This is a genomic window from Bradyrhizobium sp. AZCC 1577, from assembly GCF_036924575.1.
Taxonomy (GTDB): Bacteria; Pseudomonadota; Alphaproteobacteria; order Rhizobiales; family Xanthobacteraceae; genus Bradyrhizobium.
This window is the reverse complement of the sequence record NZ_JAZHRQ010000001.1, coordinates 3,585,436-3,608,137: the sequence shown is the minus strand read 5'-3', so window position 1 is coordinate 3,608,137 and position 22,702 is coordinate 3,585,436. Positions and strand designations below refer to the sequence as shown.

The window sequence follows — 22,702 nt, the reverse complement described above, 5'->3', positions numbered from 1 at the left end:
TTTTCACATGCCCACGGATGAGCACGAAGGTGCAGCATTGGCTTCCGGCGACCGCGCCGGAGGACGAGCCCAATTCGTATGTGTCCGTCGTTTGCCTCGCCTGCACCCGGCTTCACTTCATCCATAAGGAAACCGGGAAGCTTTTGGGCGAGGACACCGCGCCCACTGCCTCGTGAGGTTGCCGCCTTCGGCGCCCAGTCCAACCCAGTCCGAACACACGATCCGGGTGAGCCCATCCGACTTAAGTATAGTTTTGCACTTTTCCCCGGAACGGATTTCGCCGCAGTGCGTAATTGCAGCGGGTGCGGCAGGTAGTGACGGGTAGTAACGGGGAACCAGTATTGTGCCGGGCAAGAAATACCTCACGGAACAAGCGGCAACCTTTCTCAAATTTGCAATGGCCACCACGGATCCGGAGATCGCCGCGGGCTTTCTCGATAAGGCCGCCGACCTTCGGGCCAGAAGTGAAGAGGCGCCGGACGCCAGCCCCCGGGCGCCTGATGTAGAGCAGCCGGAAGGCTAGCTCTCGCGATGAGGCCGCCGAACCGGCGGCCTCATCGTTATCCGACCTTGCAAATCGGGACGCGGTGACGTCGCCTACAATTTTAGGCGTGCTTGCGGCTCCATCTGAACCGTCCTTCAAGGCGCTGTACGCTATGCCAGCGGCATGCAGATACGAACGACCGCCCCTGTGACCGTCCTTGACCACGACCCCATCCTGCCGACGCTTCAACACCATGGCGCTCATCTCCTCACGTGGCTGTTGAACCTCAGCCGCACGCCGGAGCCCTCAAGGGTGCCGCAGCCGGTCCGTCCGGACGCGCCGTCGAGAACCCATATTCCGCCGCGACAGCCCTATCCATCGCGGCAGGAATAGGGAGCCCGCCCGCCGGCGGCCGCGCCTTATGCGCGCAAATTGCCCGGCAAATTTGCCGTCGGGCGCGTTGAACCTTTTTCATATCGTCCCCGACAAAATTCTTGCCTGGGACATTGCATCACTCGGGGAATAGGCCTGCGCCGCCAAGCGACCATACTCCGCTTGCGCGGCGCAGTGCTTTTTGCGCGCCGCGGAAATTAGGCTGGGCAAGGGAATTCGGTCACACCGATGGGGTTGAAGCCCCCGGTAGCGGATATCGGCCGTGCGCGTCGCGGCAAAGGCATTGCCTGCGGCAGGAACAATTACAATTTTAAGTCAGAGGTCCGGTTTGAAGCGGTCGGGAGCCGCAGCGGGATTTCTATATGATCCACAAGGGCGTCGAATACACCGTGACGGCGGTCGCTCCGGGCATCTGGAAATGGCAATTCCGTATCGGCGACAGGGTCGTCACGGGCAAGACCGAAGCCAGACTCAATCTGCTTGCCATCCGGCGGGTCCAGCTTCGGATCGATCGGGAGCTGAAAAAAGCCGAACGGGAGTAACCCGCTCGGCTGCCGCTTCCGCAGGCCTTCCAGCCGGGGAAGTTTCCCTGCAACTGCATCAGATTAGACCTAAGCGATAACCCGGTTTATATGCCCGGCAACGCGCCTGGACCCGTAAAAACCCGGAGTTGATCTTTCGATATGCGAGGAATCCACTCCCCGCCGGATGGGGGATCTCAGGGCCAACGGCGGCCCCATTTTACATTTGGTCAGCTTGCCATGCCGATCTTTTTCTTCAGCGTTCGACATGGCGAGGATGCATGCGTCTGCAATGACGGTGCGGAATTTGCCGATCACAACGCCGCGTGGAAGGAAATGACCGGGGTCTGCGGCGACATGATCGCGGACGTTTCCCGCAAGCTGCCCGAGAACACCGCGTGGCAGATGGAATTGCTGGATGAATCCAAAAAGCCGGTATTCCGGATTCGCCTGGTGGCCGAGACGCTGCAGGATCCTGACTAAACGAACGGCAAATTAGGCGTGGGCCTTCCGGGAAGCGGCATCGGGTTCACCTGGCGGCGCCACGCCGTTGCGCAGCTCCCGGGCGGAGACGAAGCGGACGCCGACCAATTCGCCCCTGCGCCAGATCAACGTGCATACCCTGCGCACCTCGCCGCCCGCGGTGAGAGAAAGGCCGAACACTTTGGGAACCGCGAGGTCGCCCACATCCAGGCAGGCGCCGTTCTCGGAAATGTCGAGGATGTAGCACTCGATCCATGGCGCATCCGGCGCCGGAATCAGGAATCCCGGCTTGCGCAAGTCGACCCGAACGAACTTGCGGGCACCAAGGTCTTTGCGGTCTCTCGCCATGATTTCTCCTGTCGGGTCGTCCTGTCGCAGTCTGCATCATTCCGGGCTGGTGCTCCGCACGCCCGGAATGACGGTAGCAACGGCCGTCCGCCATTCTGGCCCGCTTCTGTCCGGGAACTACTAGGCGGAATACCTCAATACCGGGTTATCGGAATCCGGCAAAAATCGGAGAGTCGATGTTAAATTCCGGCGCCAGTGGAACCGCGTCACCTAATCGGCGCTGGCAAGCCGGCGCATGGTGAATTCGATGTCGCCACTGGGCAGCTCGCGCCAGCTTTCGACCGAGCTCATATAGGCCGCCTTGGGATAGCGGTTGAGGAAGTCGCGCGCCCTCGCCCTCGCCTCGTCACGCGGCAGCGTAAACGTCTCGCGCAGGTAGCCGTCGCCCAGCTTGCGCCGGCCGGCCATCCGGCTCGCGAGATCGCGCGGACGAAAGACCATGTCGTAACTCCAGACACGACAACGACAGGTCAAATATAGGGGTAGCGGCGAGCGAATCCTACCCGCCGCTTTGGCGGGGAAGCTACTGACTGCTGCTGCCGGTCTTGTTCTTCTTGGCGGGCGCCGCGGCCTTGGGCGCCTCGGTGCTGCGCACCGTGCCCCAGGGGTCGGAAGAGGTCTTGGCATCGGGAATCTTACGCAAGGAATCCTTGTAAGCCTTCTCCTTGACCGCGTCCTGCTCCCTTTCCTCCGGCGATTTAGACTGGAGTTCCGGCATCAGGTTGATATTGGGAGTCATCTGCGCGTGGGCCGGCACCATCAACACCAACACCATTACGGCCGCGCTCAGCATTCTCATGACGCTCTCCTTTGCGATGCTTTCAGCGTTTCGGCAAAGATACCACCGACGTAACCGCCAAGCCAAGCACGCGCGGACAAGCCTTGGTTCGACGCCTGCAGGGTTTCAGGCGCTTGCGCCCAATCGCTTTGCGGATCGCGCCGGACTGTGGCAGCCCACGCCGCTGTTCCCTTCGTCGCAATGACCACTACAATGCGCCGACAACAAGATCGGACGAGGAAACGGACGTTCATGCAACAACAGCCACAAGCGGGCGAATTCGGCATCGCGGAAGCAACGCGCGTGCTCGGCGAAGTATTTGCGCCATGGGTGATGGATCTCAACCTGTCGATCGAGCGCTTTGACTCTGCTCCGCCCGGCGATGCCGCCGACTGGCAGCCGGGCGCAATCCTGCGCCTGCCGTTCTCGGAGCGGCTGTGCCGCAATGGCGGCACGGTCTCGGGCCAGGCGCTGATGGCATTCGCCGACACCGCGATGGTGATCGCCAACCTCGCCGCCAACCGCGGCTACCGCGCGATGACGACGGTCGACCAGACCACGCATTTCATGCGCGCGGTGTCTGCCTCCGACGTACTGGCCGATGCGCGCGTGGTCCGCCTCGGGCGCACCATGAGCTTCGGCCGGGTCACGCTGCTTTCCGCCGCCGACAACAAGCCGGTGGCGATGGTCTCGAGCGCGTTCGCGTTGCTTTAGAAAATTGTAGGAAATTGTAGGAAATTGTAGGGTGGGCAAAGGCGCCCTTGCGCCGTGCCGACCATCAAGCACCCGGTCTTCCCTGCGCCCTCTGATTGGAGAGGGCCAAACGAAGATGCAAAGCTCGGGCGGAACGCGCCGCGAGTTGTTTGACGGTCGAATCCAAAATCCATCCTCACGTCGTCCCTGCGAACGCAGGGACCCATAGCCACCGGCCGAAATTGTTTTGTGAGGTCGTAGTTAGCTTGTCGTTTCTAACAAGAACTGCCGCGGAGTATGGGTCCCTGCGTTCGCAGGGACGACGATGGAGTTGTTGCGGGAATCTACACCTTGACCACCCTGCTCCGCCGCCAGCGCCAAAGCACGATCGCCATCACCACGATCGCCAACCCGACCGCAATCGCCCCGCTCATAAATCGCCCGCCGGGCCGGTCGATGGTGCGCGACCACAGCGAGGACGCCTCGCCCGGCCGCGCCAGGCGGAACGCCACCACGCTGTCGCCGATCGTGGTGCCGGACTCGGAATGACCGCCGGCGCCGATCGCGACATATTGCTCGCCCTTCCAGATGTAGGTCATGGGATTGGCGACGCCCGGCACCGGCAACCGGCCCTGCCACAGCTCCCGCCCCGATCGGGCATCGAAGGCGCGCAAATAAGCATCCATCGCGCCGGTGAAGACGAGGCCGCCGGCGGTGATCGCGACGCCGCTGACGAGCGGCGTGCCGAAGGGAAAAGCGATGCCGAGCGGCGCACGATCTTCCGTGGTGCCTACCCTCGATCGCCAGAGAATCTTGCCGGCCTTCAGATCGACCGCTACCATCTCGCCCCAGGGCGGCTTGTTGCACAACAGACCCAGCGGCGACAGTGCAACCGCACGGGTCATCGCAAACGGCGTGCCCTGTTGCCGTCCGAAGTCGTGACCGGGCGGCGGGCTGAGGCCATCGGCCATAGCGGCACGTGGAAGCAATTTGATAATGTGAATCGCCCGCGTCGTGTTGGCGTAAAGGATCTGGCTGACCGGATCGAATGCGACGCCGCCCCAGTTCACGCCGCCGCCGGTCATCGGAAACACCACGGTGCCTTGCGTGGACGGCGGCGTGTAGAGACCTTCGTTGCGGGCAGAGGCGACCTCCGCGCGGCAGGCTCCGCTATCCCAAAACGGAATCAGGCCGAACACGTCGTCGGCCGAGATTTGTTGCGGCAGCAGCGCCGGGACGTGGGTCGGAAACGGCTGCGTCGGCGAGAGCTGCTCGCCTTCGGCCCCGTCCTGCGGCACCGCGCGTTCCTCCACCGGCCACACCGGCTCACCGGTATCGCGGTCGAGCACGAACACGAAGCCTTGTTTGGTGGGCTGGATCACCACGTCGCGCTCTCCTTTGCCGGTGTCGATGCGCGCCAATGTCGGCTGCGCCGGCAGGTCGTAATCCCAGACGTCGTGATGCACGGTTTGAAACGACCACACCCGCTCGCCGGTCTCCGCGCGCAGTGCGACGATCGAATTCGCGTAGTCGTTATTGCCGGGCCGCTTGCCGCCCCAGAAATCCGGGCTCGGCGAGGACGTGGGCAGGAATACCAGGCCGCGCTCCTCGTCCACCGACATCGGCGCCCAGACATTGGCGTGGCCGGCAATGATGCCATCATGCACCAGCGGATCGAAGCTCCAGCGCGGTTGCCCGGTTCGCGCATCGAAAGCGCGCACCGTGCCCGGCGGCGCTTCGACGCGGCGATTATCTGCAATTGCGGAGCCGACGATGACGGTGTCGCTGATAATGACGGGCGCTGACGTGATCTGGAATTCGCCGGGCCACTCCAATGGATCGAGTGCGAACTTGATCTCGCCATTGTTGCCGAAATCGGCGCAGGGAACGCCGGTCCTGGCGTCGAGCGCGATCAGGCGCACGTCGTTGGTGCCCATGAATATCCGTGCGCGGCAGGCGGCAGTCTCAGCGGCGCGCTCGTCGAGCCAATAGGCAACGCCGCGGCAAGTGTAGCGGTTGGCCGGGCGTTGATCGGTCGAGATATCAGGATCATATCGCCACTTCGGCGCACCACTGCCGGGGTCGAGCGCGATGATCTCGTTGAAGGGCGAGCAGAAGATCAGGCTGTCCTCGACAAGCAGCGGCGTGGCCTGAAACTTGGTCCGCTTCATCGCCTCGACCGGCCGGCGATCAAGGTCGCCGGTGCGAAATTCCCAGGCGCGAACGAGACTGCCGACATTGTCGGGCGTGATCTGCTTGAGCGGCGAAAACCGCGATCCGCCACGATCACCGCCCCAATGCTCCCAGGCGGAAGCAGGAAGCGGATTGGCCGCGCAGAAGATGGCAACGATCAAAGCGAACAGACAAACCGGATTTCGCATCCTGCCCCCGCAAGCGCAACCCACGCTTGCGGGATCGACTACCCTATTGGCAGGTCAGTATCTACCCCGACCGCCGTGGTCGCCATAATTGCCGCCGCGTCCGCCGCCGAATCCACCGAGACCGATCCCGATGCCGATGCTGACCGGCGGCGGTGGCGGCTGCTCGTAGACCACGCGCGGGGGCGGACGGCGAACGACCACAACGTCGTCATCCGGCTCACGCACACGCCGCGGCGGCTTGCGATCGACCCGCTTCGGCGGATCGGGCTCGATGCGTTTGACCGGTGCATTGACCTTGATCGGCTGCTGCGGCGGCTGGACGTTGCAGGGGCACATCGGCGCGGCGAGCGCGACGTTCTGCGGCACGGCTGCGTTGGCGGCCGCAACGGCCGGGGTGAAGTCGGGCCGGTTGCGCAGCCGCTCCTCCAGCTTGCGCGCGGTCGCGGCCAGATCGCTGTCGGGGAATCGCGTCAGGAACGAACGATATCCGGACGCGGTGTTGATCAGCACGGCGTTGTTCCACGCCACCATGCGCCGGTGCCGGACCAGCCAGTCCCGCGCCAGCCGTCCGAGCGACGTTTGCGGGTAGAGGCTGGCGAAGGCCTCATAGGCTTCGTCGGTGCCGTCGGCCACGATCAACTCGTTTGCCGCCTCGACCGGCTTGCCCTTCAGATCGCGCGTCCACTCGGCAACCGTCTTCTTCGGAGCTGCGGCAGGCTTGGGTCCGGCGACCGAGGCACCGAAAAAGCGGAAATCCTCGGTCAGCGAAGAGCTGTCCCACGGCGTCTGCCGCCCTTCGGTGACCTTGTTCACCGCAAGCCGCACCCGCTTGAAGGTCTCCTCGATCGGAATCCCCTGCTCCTTGCCCGCCACCAGCAGCGCGGTCGTATACGGGCTGTTGGAGCCCGAGCCGTCTTCCGCGACCGCGCCGGGCGAGGTCGAGAACGACAGGAACGTGCCGGGCGTACCAACTTTAGCATCGACCAGCGCAAGGCCGCTGCCGGCGGTCTTGAGATCGGGGAACGGATTGTTGCGGCAGGCATCGAGCATCAGGATGCGCATCCTGCTCGGCACCGATGTCAGCGTGTTCAGGATGTCGTTGAGGCGCACCGCCTGGATCGGAATGTCGGCTTCCCGCTTCGGATCGATATCGACCGGGACCAGAAAATTCTCGCCGTCGATCTGCAGCCCATGGCCGGCGTAAAACACCAGGGCGATCGTATCGGCGCCCTTCGCGGCCACCTTGCCGGTGAATTCGCTGACCACCTCCCGCATTTGATTCTGCGAAAGATCGGCCGCGGTCGAAACCTCAAAGCCGGAATCGGTCAGCAATTGCGTGACCGCCTTGGCGTCATTGGCCGGATTGGGCAGCGCGGGCACCGAGCGATAGGCGGATTGGCCGATCACCAGTGCGAGGCGACTTTCGGCGGAGGCCGAATGGGCGCTCAGCAGAACCGCCGCGGGAATCATCAGCTTGAGCAGCGCGTGACGGAACATGATGCCACCTCCCGACAATGCAGGCTTCGGATTGGTCACGGCCTCGAAGCCAAAGGTTCAAGCCGGCCGCGCGATGTGAGGCGCGACGGCGGCCCCATTCAACGGCGATCTTGTCGCCGGCCCGGAATCCCGCGCAGTGATCCAAATCACAGTCGCGAGATCGTTATGTGCACGGCAATCCCCTGTCCGAAATGGCGCCGCCGGGGTAAAACAACCTCCGATGCGGCGGATCGTGGTTCACATAGCGCTGGTAGCGGGCGCAGCGCTGACGCTTGCGGGGTTGCGGTTTTGCCGATGTCCGCGCGCCGCTGCCCGACTTCATGCGCGGCAAGGCGCCGGACCCGCCAGCGCTGGGGACACCACCCGACGTCAAGCTGCTTCTGCGGCAGAAGCTGGATTCGGTGTTCGTGGCGGCGTCGCAACCGACCCAGGTCCGCGTCTCCGAGCCACGCCCCAACCTCCGCGGCCCGGGCTGGACCGCCTGCGTCAAGGCCGAAGTGATTTCGGTGACCGGCAAGCCGCTGGGCACGCAGACCTATCGGATCGAAATTTCCGACGGCGCGATCGCCGATCGCCAAAAGGTCGAAGCCGAGGATACCTGTGCGACCGAGAGCTACGAGCCGGTGTAGCGCTACAGACACCGGGTCGTCGCCCGGACCGGGCAGAGCTTCAGCGCGCTGGTCAGCGAGAACAGCACGCGCGCGCCGCGGGTGGGATTATCAGGCGCGCGATAGCTGAGCGGCGCGGCGGCGCCGACATCGGCCTGCAGGCCTTCGGCGAGGAAGAAGCGAACGCCGCCGCCGGCGGAGGCCAGCGAAAGGCCGTCGCTGAGCTGGTAGCCGTCATTCCAGGCGACACCGCTGTCGATGAAGCCGTAGAGCTGGTACCCGCTCAGATATTGCAGGTTCGTCTTCTGGTCGAAGCGCAGTTCGAGCGAGCCCGCGAAACCGTTGTCGCCGCTGATCTCGGCGCTGCCATAGCCGCGGCCGAACGCAATGCCGCCGAGATAGAATTGCTGCGAAGTGAAGAGCGGGCCGGACGCCGCCTGGCCGGCGGCAGCGAGCTTCACCGACCATGCACCCGTCAGCGTCTGATAGCGCGTGAACCAGAAATTCAGCGCCGAGAATGTGCCGGACGCGCCGACGCGCGACAGGTAGTCGTCGTCGCGGTGCGAGGCGCCGAGAATGTCGAGGCCCTGGCGATAGTTCACCGTCAGATAATTGGTGCCGCCGAAATGGTCCTGCAGGCGGTAATCCGACGTGAGGCTCGCGGTGCGGATGCGGTCGGCATAGATCGGGCCGAACACATCGTTTTCGGTGGCGTTGGTGAATCCCGCAGCCGCGGTCAGCGTGAGGCTCGACTTCTGCGACTGCAACGGAGCGATGCTGCCGCGAATTTCGAACGAATAGGTCTTGATGTTGTCGCTGTAGAGACGGCGGTAATCACCGGGCCAGACTTCGCTGTAATAGCCGGACGTACCGATACGGGCACCGTCAGTGCCGACGGGCACTTCGTAGGACAGACGGCCGAATGCGAGCTGCCTGGGATCGCCCGGCGTGGTCGAAAGGTTGAACACCAGCGAATCGCCGGGCGCCAGATAGGAATTGAACGCGGCCGTCCCATAGCTTTGCCATGGCCCCACCGACGACGATCCGAGATTGTCGATACCGAACGAGGTGAAGACGTGCCAGGTTTTCACGGACAGGATCAGGCGGAAATGGCCGGTTGTCGTGCCGATCTCATCGATCGCGGTGTCAATGATGCGCACGCCTGGGCGGCCATTGATCAGCAACAATTGCCGTTCGAGCGTTGCAAGCCGCGAGGGCCGCTCGGCCAATACGGCATCGAGCATAGGCCGGACGCCGAATTCGTCGGCGCCGTCCCCCTTCAGCGTCAGCTCCGTGATGCTGCCTTCGACGACCTGAATGCGAAGCTCGCCGCTCTGGACATCCTGCGGCGGGATGATCGCCCGGCTGAGGTGAAAGCCGGCGGCGCGATAGATTTCGCTGACCGCGCTCGCCATCGCCGCCAAATCGGCCTGCGACACCTTTTTCCCAATGTAAGGTTGATACGTCGTCACCAGCCGGTTCTGCGGTATCGCGACGGCGCCGCTGATCGAGACGTGCCGAAGCACGAACAGCGGCTTGGTGTCTCCCTGCCCCTCCGTCCCGGCGAATGGCGGCGACGGCAATCGAGGTCGCCCGTTCGCGCCCTGGCTCGATTGCTGGTCCTCGAAACGCTTTTCAGTCTGCCGCGGATCGTAACCGGGCTGATGCGCTTGCTGCGCTTGCGCCGGCAAACAGACGAGCGAAGTCCACAGCCCGAGGCCAATCATCACCGCGCGGGATAAAGCTGAACAGGCCAGTTTCCGTAATTGTACTGATAAGGAACCGGGATCGTGGGTGGATTCTCTAGCCATCTGATTTTTAATAGAAAATTATGGTCAACGAATGGTTAATGGGTCACTCGCAGATGGCGGCTTCCGCTCACTCAATCTTGAAACATTTCCAATATCGTCCGGGACAAAGTGGCAATCGGAGAGAGCTTCATGCGTGCGATCGCTCACGCCTCGAGAACACTCGCGGCGATGTTCTTCCTGGCGACGGCTCCCGCCGCTTACGCGGCCGATGGCGGCGAGTGGACGGTCAGCAAATCCTCCGGTGAGGTCTGGCTCACCGGCAGCGGCGTGCAGCAGGCATCGATCAAGCAGGAAGACGCGGTGAAGCCGGGCGATACGGTTCGCACCGGCCGCACCGGTCGCGTTCTGTTGAAGCGCGGCGAGGAAATGATCATGGTTGGGCCGAATTCCGTGGTCGGCGTTCCCGCCCGGAAGAAGGAAGGGCTGTCGACAACGATCGTGCAGCGGGCCGGCTCGATCCTGCTCGACGTCGAAAAGCGCAACGTCAGGCATTTCGAGGTCGAAACGCCCTACCTCGCCGCCGTGGTGAAGGGCACGCAATTCCGCGTCACCGTCAACGCCGGCAAGACCACCGTCGATGTGATCCGCGGTCAGGTCGAAGTCGCCGACTTCAAGTCGGGTCAGATCGCGCAAGTGATGGCCGGACAGCACGCGACCGCGTTCGCGAACGGCAAGACCGGCCTATCGCTGGGCGGAGCTGGCGTCCTCGCTCCGATCGAGCACGGCAAGCCGCGCGCGCCTTCCATCGAGCGCGTGCCGGTGCCGCGCGGCGGTCTCTCCGCGCCACGCCATGCGGCCAACGGACAAAACAAGCATGCGAACGCCCATCCCGCGAGGCATGGCGTCACTCGCATCTCCTCGTCGATCGGCGAAGTTCGGTTGAACTTCCATCGCGTTACCAACGGTCTCGCCCATGGCGGTTCGGCTTCGGTCGGCGCGGCGCGGGGCGCCTCCGAACCCAATACGGTCTGGGGTTCATCAACTCCCGGCACGGACACGGGCACCGCCAACAATGGTCAGGGAGATAATGGCAACGGATCCGTCGCCAGTGCCGCCGGTCGAGCAAATGCAAGCGCGGTAGCGGCTGTCGCCGGGGGCAACAGCAATAGCGGCAATGGCAACAGCGGCAATGGTAACGGCAATGGCGGCAGCGAAAATGCCGCCAACGGGAATGGCAACGGAGCCAACGGCAGTGGCCGTGGCAACAGTGGACACGGAAGAGGCCGCTAACCGCACAATCAACTGCAAGAGAGTTGAACGACCAGTCAAACCCGAAACACCAGAATGGTGATCAAGTGAAACGATATCGGCCGCATATTTTCGTGACGATTGCGCTGGCAATCGTCCTGGCGGGCGGCTGGCACAGCTCGCTTCGCAACGCCCTGGCCGACCTGCGGTTCGCCTGGCAGTCGCGACAGGTCAGCGGCGACATCATGGTGATCGCGATCGACGCATCGTCGATCGACAGGATCGGCGTCTGGCCGTGGCCGCGCCTGCTCCACGCCGAACTGATCCGGCAGCTTCAGAAGGCGGACGTCCAGGACATCGCACTCGATGTCGACTTCTCGACACCTTCGGATGCGTCGTCGGACCGAAACTTTGCCGAAGCCCTCGAGGGCGCGGGCGGATCGGTGGTCCTGCCCTCCTTCCAGCAGCCCCGCACCGACAGGACGACACTTCATATCAATCGCCCGCTGCAGCAATTCGCCGAACATTCGTGGTCGGCGATCGTCAATGTCGAGGTCGGGCCCGATGGCCTCGTCCGGCGTTATCCGTTCGGTGAGAAGCTGGACGGCAAATTCGTGCCGTCGATGGCTGCCGTGCTCGCCGGCCAGTACGCCGAAAAGCGCACACCCTTTTTGATCGACTTCGGCATCCGAACGGCCGGAATCACCAAAGTGTCCTTTGCCGACGTTCTGAGCGGTGACCCGGCGACACTGCAAAAACTCAGGGGCAAGAAGGTCGTCATCGGCGGCACGGCGCTCGAACTTGGTGACCGCTTCAGCGTGCCGAACGGTGTGATCCTGTCGGGCCCGGTGCTGCAGACGCTGGCTGCGGAATCGCTGCTGCAGAACCGCGCGCTGCAATGGACCTCGGGCGTCGTCACGGCGACCGGCCTGGCGTTGTTCGCCGTGCTGATGTTGTTCTCGTGGCGCCGCCTCACCGCCGGCAAGCGAGTCGCGCTGCTGGGCGCAACGGCGTTCACACTCGAGGCAGGCGCGTTTGCCCTGCAGGCGGCGTTCCCGCTCATTCCGGATACGTCGCTGTTTCACATCGCCATCATCGTCTACGTCGCGGCCATCGCCCTCGACGAAATCGACATCAGGGATCTGCTCGGCCGGGTCGCCGAGAGCCGCTTTCAGCGCGTGGCGATGTCGCTCGGCGACGGCCTGATCTGTACCGACTCCAACTATTTGATCACGGTGTGGAATCCGGGCGCGACCGCGATCTTCGGCTATCTGCCCGAAGAGATGATCGGTCGGCCGTTCGACGAGATTTGCGCACGTGACCAAGCCCCGGCCACATCCGCCTTCTCCATCAAGAACGTGGCACATCGGGCTGCCGGATCGGTGGTCGAGTTCGACGGACGCCGCAGCAATGGCGCGGTGTTTCCGGTCGAGGCCTCGTTCTCCGGCTGGCAAGGCACCGACGGATTTCAATTCGGCGCGATCCTCCGCGATATCTCGGTACGCAAGCGCGAAGCCGAGAGAGTCAGATATCTTGCGGAACACGACACGCTGACGGGGCTCATCAACCGCAACACGCTTCACGTCCAGCTCGAGGCCAAAATTTCCGCGGCCGAGACGGACGGCCGCAAGGTGGCACTGCTGGTGATCGGCATCGACGGCTTCCAGCAGATCAACGACATGCTCGGCCACACCTGTGGCGATCTTGTGCTTCGCGCCATTTCGCAGCGACTGACGGCGGCTATTCCGACGGCGGGTCTGGTCGCCCGCTTGAGCGGAGACGAATTCGCCATCGCCGTTCCGACCAGCGACATCCGAGAAAACCTCAACCGCTTCGCCGAACAGATCGGCGACGGCTTCGACGCGCCGCTGCTGGCCGGAAACCGCCACCTCCGCGTCAAGGTCAGCATTGGAGCCGCCGTTTGCCCAGGCGATGGGCGAACGGCGGACGAACTCCTCAGCAACGCCCATCTGGCGCTGAGCCGCGCCAAGGCGACCAACCGCGGCGGCCACGTGCTGTTCGAAGACTCGATCCGCCGCGAACTGGAGGCGCGCCTGACGCTGGAAGCGGAGCTGGCGCTGGCCGCGGAGCGCAATCAATTCGAATTGTTCTACCAACCACAATTTCATCTGGCCGACGGCCGATTGATCGGCGCCGAAGCCCTGATCCGCTGGCGTCATCCCGTGCGGGGCCTGGTTTCGCCGGGCGAATTCATGCCGGTCGTCAACACCTCTCCGATTTCCGAGCGCATCGCCGAATGGGTTCTCCGAACCGCCTGCACCCAGGGAGCCGCCTGGGAACGCGCGGGACACAAGCTCCGCATCGGTGTCAACCTTTCGCCGTCGCAGTTGGAGTCCGGTGACCTCGCGGTCTCGGTTGCGCAGGTTCTGGCCAGCACCGGCTTATGTCCAACCAGCCTTGAGCTCGAGGTCACCGAAGACATCCTGCTCCACGATGAGCAGGGCGCGCTGAATACGTTCCTCGAGATTCAGGAGCTTGGCGTTCGCCTCGTCTTCGACGATTTCGGAACCGGCTTTGCCAGTTTGAGCTATCTGAAGAAATTCCCGCTCGACGGGCTGAAGATCGATCGCTCTTTTGTACTGGGCTTGCTGACCAATCCCGACGACGCGGCGATCGTTAGCTCGACCATTGGACTGAGCAAGCAACTCGGCCTGTCTGTCATCGCCGAAGGCGTCGAGGACCGCGCCACGGCCGACTTCCTGGTCAGGATGGGCTGCGAAGAGGGACAGGGTTACTTCTTCGGCAAGCCGATGCCAACTCGGGATTTTGAGGCCAAATTCCTGACCGCTCCCGCAGCCGCCGAGGTGGCGTGACGCCGAGCGGTTTGATCAGGCTGAACGATCGGTTAACGCGACACCTCAAATCCGAGCGTCGCAGCAACGCTATTTTCCACCTCTTTCCACTAGCGTCGCCCCGTGAACGCGATGAGCCGCCGGCGCCCTCAAGGTGTCGCCGGCATAAAAATCGCGAACGGGGATTCGGGGAAGTGGCCGATATTACCGATACATCGACGGTGCGCCGTGCATCGAGCAAGGACGCGAATGCGCCAGCCATCGGCGAGGCGCTGACGCCGCTTGCCGGCATCTGCGCGCCCCAATGGCGCGCGCTCACCGAACGCACCGCCGAGCCGAACGGCTATTACTTGCCCGAATGGGAATTGGCGGTGAATACTTCGGCGCGGGGCCGCTCGAATGCCGCCGTGCTCGGCGCGTGGCGCGATGCATCCACCTTGATCGGCCTTGTGCCCGTGATCTCGATGTGGCGCGCCTACAAGATCCCGCTGCCCGCTCTGGTCAGCGCCGATCCCTATGGCACGCTTTGCACGCCGCTGCTCGATCGTGAGATGGCGGAGGAAGCCGTCACAAGCATCCTGCGCCGGGCCAGGCGTGCCGGTGCGCATGCGCTGATTTTCCGTGCCACCCCGCTCGATGGCGCAGCCATGAAGGCCTTCACCAATGTGCTGCATCGCGGCGGCATGCAGCCGCTGGTGCTGCAGTCGCATGTCCGCGCGTGCCTCGATGCCACGGCCGACGCCGATACGGTGCTTCGCGAGGCGCTCGGCGCAAAGAAACTGAAAGAACTTCGCCGCCAGCGCAATCGCCTCGCCGAGCACGGCGCCGTCCATTTCGACGTGGCGCGGACGCCCGGCGAGATCGCTGCCGCCGTCGAAACCTTCCTGGTGCTGGAGGCCAGCGGCTGGAAGGGGCAGCGTGGCACGGCCCTCGGCCAGCACGAGGGCGATGCCGCGTTCGTCCGCCGCGCCACTTCGGCGCTGGCAGAGACCGGCCAATGCGAGATCGTGACCTTGCGGGCCGGCGAGACACCGGTGGCGGCAGCGATCGTGCTGCGCCATCAGGATCGCGCCTTCTACTTCAAGCTCGGCGTCGACGAGCGCTTTGCGAAGTTTTCGCCGGGCGTGCAACTGACGCTGGAGCTGACGCAGCATCTTTGCGCCGATCCAGCCATTGCCATGGTGGATTCCACCGCAAATCCCGACCATCCCATGATCAACCCGATCTGGCGCGGACGCCTTGCGATTGGCGACGTGTTGATTCCGCTGCGGCGGAACGATCCGGTAGTGGCGCTGATTCGCGCCGCGCTCCCCTTGCGGTCGGCAATCCGCGAGCCGGCGCGGCGTCTCGTCCATTTCGTCAGAAAGAGCCGGGAGAAATCCTAAATGAATACGCTCACCGCCATAGCGCCCGTCATTACGGCCGACCATGACGCGCTCCGCCGCGACTTTCCGCTAAAGCCGTTCGCGATCCGCCACAAGCTCGCCGGCCATCCGCTGCTGACGCTGCCACGCATCGCGCAATTGGCTTCCGAGCTGCCACGCGACCTGATCGAATATAATTCCGGCAAGGTCGCGATCAGCCAGGATCCGGATGCGATTCCCTCCGTCGACCTCGACCCCGTCGAAGTCGTGAAGAGCATCGAGACCGCCGGCGCCTGGATGGTGCTCAAGCGCATCGAGAATTCGCTGGAATATCGCGCGTTGCTGGAGGATACGCTGCTGTCCGTCGCCCGTGCCCGCGGCTTCAACAGCTTGGCTGACGCCGGCTTCGAGCAGGTCGAAGGTTTCCTGTTCGTGTCCTCGCCGAATTCGACCACGCCCTTTCATCTCGACAGCGAAGACAATTTCTTCGTGCACATCCACGGCGAAAAATTCTTCACGATCTTCGACAACACCGACTGTTCGATCGTCTCTGACGACGAGATCGAGCGCTCGATGACCAAGCATCGCAACCTGAAATACGACGAGAGCCTTGCGCCGTTGGGCAAGGAATTCCACCTGTTCGCGGGCGAAGGCTGCTATGTGCCGTATCAATGGCCGCACTGGGTGCGCACCGCAGGCTCGTTCTCGATCTCGATGGCGATCACCTGGAAGACGCGCGAGGTGCGGCGGATGAACGATCTGCACTTCTTCAATTCGATGCTGCGCAGCATCGGCCTGCCGCAGCAGCCGCCGGGCAAACAGCCGCTGCTCGACGCGCTCAAGCTGGCGTTCTATCGCACCGTGACGACCGCGATAAAGCCGCTGCGCGCCTCGATGGCGATGCGCCGCGTGCTGCGGCGGATCGCGCTCGGGAAACGCGCTAACTATTATTTGAAGGGGGTGTAACCAGCCTCACTGCAGCGGCGAATGCGGCGCCGGCAGCATGATGGTCGAGTGCATCTCGTCGAGAAATCCGGGACCCTTCCCGAGAAATTCCTGCCAGGCCGGATCCTTCATCGCGTTCCCGCGCGCTTCGGCGCGGGCGTTCAGGCTGGGATAGGCCCAGATGTGGCAGGCTTCGTTCGGCTGACCCGCTTCGGTGATCCAGAGGCCGACGATCTTTGAATATTTTTCGCGCTCCGGCAGCACGGCAGTGAACGCATCGAGCCATTGCTTGAGGCCGCCCGCCGGCTTGGCGCGGTAGTTGCGCAGTTCGTAGACATTGCCCGTCGATGCCGGGGCCACCGGAGGCCTCACCGCGTTCATCACGCGAACGTCCTGGCGGACCAACAACGGACGGATCAGCGGAACGTACTCGCCGGTCCAGCGCGGGTTTTTCGCAAGCTCGGCGCGCAACCGGGCGCGCTCGTCAAAACTATTGTAGCTCCACATGTGCAGAACCTGATTGAGCGGGCCGATCTCGGTCGACCAGTAGCCTTCGAGCTTGCCGTAATCGTCCTTGCGGATGTCGCGCGATATCGTACTCGCGGCCTTGATCATGTCGCCGAGCGTGCCGGGTCTTAAGGTGTAGGTGCGCAGTTCGTAGATCATGATTGCCTCCCCAAGCCTATTCTAGTTTCATCGCCGCGTTCCCCGGATGCTGCGCAGCGCGAAGCGGTCTGCTGCTCCGGGGACTTCCCTGCAACCTGGGTCCCGGCTCTGCGGCGCAGCGCTGTGCGCCGCACCGCGTCCGGGACACGCAAGGCTACTCCGCGGCCTGCGCGTTAATTTCGCCGGAAACTTGCCGGATCGCCCGGGCGAGTTGCTCGGCCGGCTGGGCGCCGGACACTGCATATTTCTGCGCGAAGACGAAGGTGGGAACGCCCGAAATGCCTTTGTCAGACGCTTCCTGCGCCTGGCCGGAGATCAGCGCGACGTCCTCATCGGTGGCAAGCCGCTTGCGCACATCGTCGGCGTCGAGGCCGACATCGGCCGCGGCCTGCACCAGCACGTTGACATCGGTGAGATCGCCGCCATCGCGAAAGTACAATTCCATCAGCCGCTGCTTCATTTCGGCTGCCTTGCCGTGCGCTTCCGCCCAGTGGATCAGCCGGTGGCAATCGATGGTGTTGGGCTGGCGCTTCACGAGTTCAGGGCGGTAGGTCAGCCCCTCCTCGCCCGCAGCGGCCACGACACGACCAGCGATGCCCTTATAGGCCTCGACCGAACCGAATTTTGCGGTGAGATATTCGTCGCGGCTGATGCCCTCGCGCGGCACCCAGGAATTGAGGAAGAACGGCCGCCAGCGCACTTCGACGGGAACATCCGGCACCAGCGCCAAGGCGTTCTCGATCCGGCGTTTACCGATGTAGCACCAGGGGCAGACCACGTCGGAGACGATGTCGATCTTGAGGGGTTTTAGGGTGCTCATCGGAACGTCCTCGCTGAATGATGTCCCGGAAGGTAGTCCGATCGGACAAGGAGACAAGGGCGCGGCCTGCATGTCTCGTATCACTTCACCGGCGGGCCGTGGTCACCGATATGCTGCAGGGCAGCGCGACCACGGCCCTGTCGCTAGTCGGCGACTCCCCGGCGACCGCACAATGTAGGATGGGTAGAGCAGAGCGAAACCCATCAACGCCGTTCATGACATTGATGGGTATCGCTCCGCTCCACCCATCCTACAAGTTACGTCAGACCGGCCGCTATCTGCCGCATCCGATCGGCCGTCAGATCATCAGCGGGAAAGAACGTTTCCAGCGCCAGCTCCTGCAACGTGATGTCGACGGGCGTGCCGAACACCATGGTAGTGGAGATGAAACTCAGCACGTCGCCATTGTGGCGCAGCTTGAACGGGATAGCGACATTGTCGGCCGAGATCGGCCCCGAGCGCGCCGGCATCCGATAGGCCTTCAGCTCCTGATACAGTTTGAGCAGTTCGGGATCGGCCGTCGCCTCGCATTGCCGGTGCAGCCGCTCAAGGAGATGCGCGCTCCATTCGGCAAGGTTGACCGTGCGCGGCGCGAGCCCTTCGGGATGAAAGGCGAGCCGCATAATGTTGATGGGCTGCCCGAGCAAATGCGGCGGCAAACCTTCGAGCAACGGCGCCACCATGCGATTGGCCGTCACCAGATTCCAGTGCCGGTCATAGGCCAGCGCCGGATTGGGCTCATGCGCCTTCAGCACCAGATCGATCGCCTGCCGGGCTGACTTCAGCGCCGGATCATCCAGCGAGCGTTTCGGAAAGGCCGGGGCAAAACCCGCCGCGACCAGGAGCACGTTGCGTTCACGCAAGGGGACCTCCAATCGCTCGGCAAGCTTGAGCACCATTTCCCGCGATGGCGCGGCGCGGCCGGTTTCGACAAAACTGAGGTGACGCGCGGATATTTCGGCATCGCTCGCCAGATCGAGCTGGCTCAGATGGCGGCGCTGGCGCCATTCGCGCAAGTGATCGCCAATGTGTAGGGGTTGGGTTCGTTCGGCTCGCGCCGTGGCAGCATGTGCGTTCATGGTGGAAAACCTACCATGCGAATTTCATCCATTCCATTACGTCCGAGGTAATCGAAACGGGTCGCAGGTCGGGTCATCTTGGCGGCACAGGAGATGACCCATGCTGATGCTTTCGCTGTTCCGCTTCGTCGCCGCCATGATCCCCTGGGTTTGCAATCTGGTCACCTGGCTCGTGGCACGCTCCCTGAACATGCCCGAGCCCCTGGTGCAGGAGACCGGTGTGTTCGTGTTCGTGCAGGTGCAGACGATCGAGAACAGGGTCGGCAAGGCGCTCTGCCCGGTGCGGCTGATGCGTCAGCTCCGGTCGCTGCTGCAGCGCTGATTCTGCCCCCCAGTCATTCCCAAGCAAAGGAGAACGTCATGATCCATCCGTCCACCTTCCTGAGCCGCGCCCTGCTCGCCGACGCGATCTTCAGCGGCGTCGCCGCCGTGGCGCTAACGCTCGGCGCCGGCACGCTCGCGCCGTTCCTCAATTTGCCGGAAGCCCTGCTGCGCGAAACCGGCCTGTTCCTGATCGCCTATACGGCGCTGGTCGGCTGGCTGGCGACGAGGTCAACGGTGATGAAGGCGCTGGTGTTGTTCGTGATCATCGGCAACGCCGCGTGGACGCTTGGCAGCATCGCGCTGCTGTTCTCGGGCACGGTGTCGCCGAACCTGCTCGGTCAGGTCTTCATCGTGGCGCAGGCGATTGCAACCGGCGTGTTTGCCGAGCTGCAGTATATCGGGCTGCGGAAGAGTGGTGAGACGGTGGCGGGTTAGGCCGTAGCCGTCATTCCGGGATGGTGCGTAAGCACCAGACCCGGAATCTTGAGATTCTCTGGTACGCAATTGCGCACCAGAGTTCGATGCTTCGCATCGCCCCGGAATGACGCGCGTGAGCGCGTCAGCTCAATACCACCGCCGCAATCATTCCGGCAAAAGTCAGCACCAGCCCGATGACCAGCATCGGCAGCAGGCTGCTGCCCGAATACGGATCGGCCTGCTCCTTGTTCGTCACGATATGTGCACGATAAGCCATCACACTGCTCCTGCCTGATTGCGTCGAAATCTTTCGCCGTTTGCGAGCATGACGCCGTTGGCGCCGGCGATACCAAGCTCGAGGCTCGCCGCAATCCGCCGCGCCCGTTCCACGAAATGCGCTTCCGCCTCCGGTGGGCAGACCTCGCGCGCGGTGGCCTCGAACAGCGCGAGCCAGCGATCGAAATGCGCGGCATCGACCGGCAGCGGGAGGTGTTTGGCCATTGGCGTGCCGTGATAGCGGCCGGTCATCAGCGCGACGGACGACCAGAATGCGCACATCTGCTTCAGATGCGGCTCCCAATCCTTGATGCGCGCCTCGAAGATCTGCCCCAGCACCGCGTCGTCGCGGACCTTGGCGTAGAAGCCGCGCACCAGGCGCTCGATCATCGCCTCGTCGATGCCCGTCCGCTCCATGATTTCGCCCGTGAGCCGTTCGCGCCGCTCCGGCCCTGCCACGATTGCTTCCATTTCGCCTGCCCTTAAATAGGTATTTCAAATACCTAATTAGACGGCTATAGTTGATTTGCAAGCAGATCTTTTGAGAGGGGCCCCATGCGCCTGACGTCGTTCACGGATTTTGCGTTGCGCGCCCTGATGCGGTTGGCGGGCGAACCCGGCCGCTCCTTCGCCACCAATGAAATCGCGGCCGAGTTCGGCATTTCCCGCAACCATCTGGCCAAGGTGGTGCGCGACCTCGCCGATAGCGGCTTCATTTCGACCCAGCGCGGTGTCGGCGGCGGCTTCATGCTGGCCCGCCCGGCCCACTCGATCACCATCGGCGAGGTGGTGCGCGCGCTGGAAGGGCCGCCGCTGGTCGAATGTTTTCGTGAGGATGGCGGCAGTTGCGTGCTGAAGCCGCGCTGCCGGCTAAAGGCTAGGCTCGCCGCCGCGCGCGAGGCCTTCATGCGCGAGCTCGACGCCACGACGCTGGCGGAATGCGCCTACCCCGCGCCGGCCAGACGCAGTCCGGTGACCGCGTGAGGCCCGCACCGAAGCTCAGGACTTGAACATGAAACCGATCGAGTTCGAAAATGGCGTCGTGCAGATCGATGCCGCGATCGTCGCCGAAGGCCTCGGCCTTGCGCTGTCGTTCCTTCAGAAGGAGATGCGGGCGGGCAGGATCACGAGCTTTGCCGAGCGCGGCGTCGATGCCGACTTCGGCCGGCATCGGCTGACCTTCCTGTCCGCGCATCGGCGGTTTCGCGTCGTGGTCGACGAAACAGGCACTATCGTTCAACGGTCGGCGGTCGACTTCGGCGATTCGTCGTTGCCGAAATCGGTGCGCAAGCCCGGCGGATAAACCGCCGCACGCTCAGAAAGCTGTGCAGGAAACAGATGACATCAGCGCAAGTCAGCGGCACGGAAGGATATGCCAGCGAAGCGGAACAGTTGTTCCAGCGCTACGAAAGCATCGGGGCAGCTGAAAATCACCGCCATGTCCTGCATCTGATACCCAAAGCCCCGGCCCGCGTGCTCGATATCGGTTCAGGAACTGGACGGGACGCGGCCTGGTTCGCAAGCTTCGGGCATCGTGTTATCGCCGTCGAGCCTACCGACGCCCTGCGCATCCCCGCCATGGCGCTGCATCCCTCTCCGCTGATCGAATGGCTCGACGACAGCCTGCCCGATCTGGTCCGCCTGCGGGCACGCGGCGAGACATTTGATCTCGTGATGCTGACTGCGGTGTGGATGCATCTCGACCAAACCCAGCGTCAATATGCGATGCCGAATCTGGCCTCGCTGATCGGGGTCAGGCGGCACTATCACTATGACGATCCGGCATGGGCCCGTGCCGCCCGCGCGGCGGATGTTTGAAATCCCCGCCCAAGAGACTATCGCGCTCGCGCAGGCGCACGGCTTGCGCTGTGTCTTGAATGTGGCTTCTGAATCCCACCAGAAGAGAAGTCGCGCCGCCGGCATCACTTGGACAAACTTGGCCTTCGTGAAGGCAGACGCTTCAGGGTCATTTTCGCGCTAGCTAAGTGAGCCCCGGCCCTCCTAAAGAAGCGCGTCGAAACAAAGGGCGAGTGCCTTGCTCCGATTCAATCAGGGCGAAGCGGCCCTATGCCTGGAGGGCCGGCGCCGGCGCGGAAACCGGCTGTCTCCTGGCAGCCAATTTCTTGCCGGACGCTCTGACACGGCTGCTGCCGTTCAGTGATGTCCCATTCAGTGACGTGCCATTGGCCGAATGGCCGTTCAGCTTGAGCGCCTTCTTCGGCGTGCGCGCGGCCCCTGCCTTTAATTTGGCCTTCAGCTTCGCGTCGGCCTTGGCCAGCTTTTCCGCCTGCTTCAGCGCCTTCCGCTCGGCCTTCGCCTTCAGCCGCGCCTTCTCCGCCCGCGCTTCGGCACGCTTCTTCTTGCGTTTCTTCTCGCAGGCTGCGCATTTGCAGCCGATCGGTTTCAGATAGGCTTTGAAATAATCGGTACCGTAATCGTAGTTGATCTCTTCGCCCGGCTCGATGTTCTTGATGGCGCGGATGAACACCTTGCGTTTACGGGGTTTGACATCGGATTCGGCGTTCGGCCGGCAGGAATGGTTGATATAGCGGGCGATGTTCTTGCGCACCGAGCCGTCGATGGTCCAGCGGTCGTTCAGTTCGAACAAATATTTGTTCTCGATCGCGTCCTCTTCTTTCTTCTTCGAATCAAGAAGCGGCCCGAAATAGCGGATAATCTTGGTGCCCTTCTTGATCGGCTTGGTGGCGAAAAGGCCAAGTCCGGTGCGAGAGCGGCCGACGCGATAGGGTTTGTTCGAAGGAATGGAGGGCATGACGATTGGATAACTGCGCGCTCGAAAAACGAGGAATTGA

Annotated in this window: 26 protein-coding genes; 14 read left to right on the top strand and 12 right to left on the bottom strand. The window is 63.3% G+C overall.

All coding sequences use genetic code 11. From position 1 onward, the window contains the following. Positions 1-343: 343 nt before the first annotated feature. The 3 genes from V1278_RS16750 (at position 344) to V1278_RS16740 (ending at position 1,881) form a co-directional block, all read left to right on the top strand. Positions 344-523 (top strand): hypothetical protein, encoded by a 180-nt coding sequence (locus V1278_RS16750; protein WP_156434032.1) that lies wholly within the window; start codon positions 344-346, stop codon positions 521-523. A 716-nt stretch (positions 524-1,239) separates the two neighbouring features. Beyond that, complete coding sequence (locus V1278_RS16745; protein ID WP_213285841.1) at positions 1,240-1,419, top strand: hypothetical protein; 180 nt, start codon at positions 1,240-1,242, stop codon at positions 1,417-1,419. Between the two features lie 219 nt (positions 1,420-1,638). Further along, positions 1,639-1,881, top strand: coding sequence for a DUF6894 family protein (locus V1278_RS16740; protein ID WP_334363657.1), 243 nt, complete (start codon positions 1,639-1,641; stop codon positions 1,879-1,881). Between the two features lie 12 nt (positions 1,882-1,893). On the opposite strand, the gene V1278_RS16735 is transcribed toward V1278_RS16740, so the two are convergent. The 3 genes from V1278_RS16735 to V1278_RS16725 form a co-directional block, all read right to left on the bottom strand. Beyond that, positions 1,894-2,229 carry a PilZ domain-containing protein gene (locus V1278_RS16735; protein ID WP_334363659.1) on the bottom strand — a complete coding sequence of 112 codons (336 nt, stop codon included), beginning with the start codon at positions 2,227-2,229 and terminating at the stop codon, positions 1,894-1,896. A gap of 210 nt (positions 2,230-2,439) precedes the next feature. Beyond that, positions 2,440-2,670: a hypothetical protein gene (locus V1278_RS16730; protein WP_334363660.1), complete on the bottom strand. Its 231-nt coding sequence runs from the start codon at positions 2,668-2,670 to the stop codon at positions 2,440-2,442. A gap of 82 nt (positions 2,671-2,752) precedes the next feature. Then, on the bottom strand, positions 2,753-3,028 hold the full coding sequence (locus V1278_RS16725) for a hypothetical protein (RefSeq protein ID WP_334381579.1): 276 nt from the start codon (positions 3,026-3,028) through the stop codon (positions 2,753-2,755). 231 nt (positions 3,029-3,259) lie between these two features. Between V1278_RS16725 and V1278_RS16720 the strand changes: the two genes are divergently transcribed. Beyond that, entirely contained in the window at positions 3,260-3,721 is a 462-nt protein-coding gene (locus V1278_RS16720; protein WP_334381578.1) for a PaaI family thioesterase, read from the top strand. A 323-nt stretch (positions 3,722-4,044) separates the two neighbouring features. Here V1278_RS16720 and V1278_RS16715 read toward each other — a convergent pair whose 3' ends face one another. After that, positions 4,045-6,081: a pyrroloquinoline quinone-dependent dehydrogenase gene (locus V1278_RS16715; RefSeq protein WP_334381577.1), complete on the bottom strand. Its 2,037-nt coding sequence runs from the start codon at positions 6,079-6,081 to the stop codon at positions 4,045-4,047. Positions 6,082-6,135: 54 nt separating this feature from the next. Next, complete coding sequence (locus V1278_RS16710) at positions 6,136-7,578, bottom strand: caspase family protein (RefSeq protein WP_334381576.1); 1,443 nt, start codon at positions 7,576-7,578, stop codon at positions 6,136-6,138. 272 nt (positions 7,579-7,850) lie between these two features. On the opposite strand from V1278_RS16710, the gene V1278_RS16705 reads away from it, so the two are divergent. After that, a complete protein-coding gene (locus V1278_RS16705) occupies positions 7,851-8,207 on the top strand; it encodes a hypothetical protein (protein ID WP_334381575.1) in 357 nt (118 codons plus the stop codon). 2 nt (positions 8,208-8,209) lie between these two features. On the opposite strand, the gene V1278_RS16700 is transcribed toward V1278_RS16705, so the two are convergent. Then, positions 8,210-9,913: a ShlB/FhaC/HecB family hemolysin secretion/activation protein gene (locus V1278_RS16700; RefSeq protein WP_334381574.1), complete on the bottom strand. Its 1,704-nt coding sequence runs from the start codon at positions 9,911-9,913 to the stop codon at positions 8,210-8,212. Between the two features lie 213 nt (positions 9,914-10,126). Between V1278_RS16700 and V1278_RS16695 the strand changes: the two genes are divergently transcribed. From V1278_RS16695 to V1278_RS16680, 4 genes are all read left to right on the top strand, one after another. Continuing rightward, complete coding sequence (locus V1278_RS16695; RefSeq protein WP_334381573.1) at positions 10,127-11,227, top strand: FecR family protein; 1,101 nt, start codon at positions 10,127-10,129, stop codon at positions 11,225-11,227. Positions 11,228-11,292: 65 nt separating this feature from the next. After that, a complete protein-coding gene (locus tag V1278_RS16690; protein WP_334381572.1) occupies positions 11,293-14,019 on the top strand; it encodes an EAL domain-containing protein in 2,727 nt (908 codons plus the stop codon). Positions 14,020-14,192: 173 nt separating this feature from the next. Next, entirely contained in the window at positions 14,193-15,383 is a 1,191-nt protein-coding gene (locus V1278_RS16685; protein WP_442893646.1) for a GNAT family N-acetyltransferase, read from the top strand. Further along, on the top strand, positions 15,384-16,328 hold the full coding sequence (locus V1278_RS16680; RefSeq protein ID WP_334381571.1) for a cupin-like domain-containing protein: 945 nt from the start codon (positions 15,384-15,386) through the stop codon (positions 16,326-16,328). A gap of 6 nt (positions 16,329-16,334) precedes the next feature. Here V1278_RS16680 and V1278_RS16675 read toward each other — a convergent pair whose 3' ends face one another. From V1278_RS16675 to V1278_RS16665, 3 genes are all read right to left on the bottom strand, one after another. Continuing rightward, positions 16,335-16,973, bottom strand: coding sequence for an NIPSNAP family protein (locus tag V1278_RS16675; protein ID WP_334363669.1), 639 nt, complete (start codon positions 16,971-16,973; stop codon positions 16,335-16,337). Between the two features lie 154 nt (positions 16,974-17,127). Beyond that, a complete protein-coding gene (locus V1278_RS16670; RefSeq protein WP_334381570.1) occupies positions 17,128-17,793 on the bottom strand; it encodes a DsbA family oxidoreductase in 666 nt (221 codons plus the stop codon). Positions 17,794-18,050: 257 nt separating this feature from the next. Further along, complete coding sequence (locus tag V1278_RS16665; protein ID WP_334381569.1) at positions 18,051-18,872, bottom strand: helix-turn-helix domain-containing protein; 822 nt, start codon at positions 18,870-18,872, stop codon at positions 18,051-18,053. A 100-nt stretch (positions 18,873-18,972) separates the two neighbouring features. Here V1278_RS16665 and V1278_RS16660 point away from each other — a divergent pair, with 100 nt between their 5' ends. Beyond that, the gene (locus V1278_RS16660) at positions 18,973-19,194 is read left to right on the top strand and encodes a hypothetical protein (protein WP_334381568.1); all 222 of its coding nucleotides are present in this window, start codon (positions 18,973-18,975) and stop codon (positions 19,192-19,194) included. A 38-nt stretch (positions 19,195-19,232) separates the two neighbouring features. Next, positions 19,233-19,631 carry a hypothetical protein gene (locus V1278_RS16655; RefSeq protein WP_334381567.1) on the top strand — a complete coding sequence of 133 codons (399 nt, stop codon included), beginning with the start codon at positions 19,233-19,235 and terminating at the stop codon, positions 19,629-19,631. Between the two features lie 124 nt (positions 19,632-19,755). Here V1278_RS16655 and V1278_RS16650 read toward each other — a convergent pair whose 3' ends face one another. Continuing rightward, positions 19,756-19,890, bottom strand: coding sequence for a hypothetical protein (locus V1278_RS16650; protein ID WP_334363676.1), 135 nt, complete (start codon positions 19,888-19,890; stop codon positions 19,756-19,758). Next, positions 19,890-20,360 carry a group III truncated hemoglobin gene (locus V1278_RS16645; RefSeq protein ID WP_334381565.1) on the bottom strand — a complete coding sequence of 157 codons (471 nt, stop codon included), beginning with the start codon at positions 20,358-20,360 and terminating at the stop codon, positions 19,890-19,892. Before V1278_RS16645 ends, V1278_RS16650 begins: the two co-directional genes overlap by 1 nt. Before the next feature lie 84 nt (positions 20,361-20,444). Between V1278_RS16645 and V1278_RS16640 the strand changes: the two genes are divergently transcribed. The 3 genes from V1278_RS16640 (at position 20,445) to V1278_RS16630 (ending at position 21,707) form a co-directional block, all read left to right on the top strand. Next, positions 20,445-20,873, top strand: a complete 429-nt coding sequence (locus V1278_RS16640; protein WP_334363678.1) for an RrF2 family transcriptional regulator — start codon at positions 20,445-20,447, stop codon at positions 20,871-20,873. A 28-nt stretch (positions 20,874-20,901) separates the two neighbouring features. Next, on the top strand, positions 20,902-21,192 hold the full coding sequence (locus tag V1278_RS16635; protein ID WP_334381564.1) for a DUF6522 family protein: 291 nt from the start codon (positions 20,902-20,904) through the stop codon (positions 21,190-21,192). A gap of 89 nt (positions 21,193-21,281) precedes the next feature. Then, positions 21,282-21,707, top strand: a complete 426-nt coding sequence (locus tag V1278_RS16630) for a class I SAM-dependent methyltransferase (RefSeq protein WP_334381563.1) — start codon at positions 21,282-21,284, stop codon at positions 21,705-21,707. A gap of 247 nt (positions 21,708-21,954) precedes the next feature. Here the strand turns inward: V1278_RS16630 and V1278_RS16625 are convergent, their stop codons facing one another. Then, positions 21,955-22,662: an SET domain-containing protein gene (locus tag V1278_RS16625; protein ID WP_334381562.1), complete on the bottom strand. Its 708-nt coding sequence runs from the start codon at positions 22,660-22,662 to the stop codon at positions 21,955-21,957. Between the last annotated feature and the right edge of the window lie 40 nt (positions 22,663-22,702).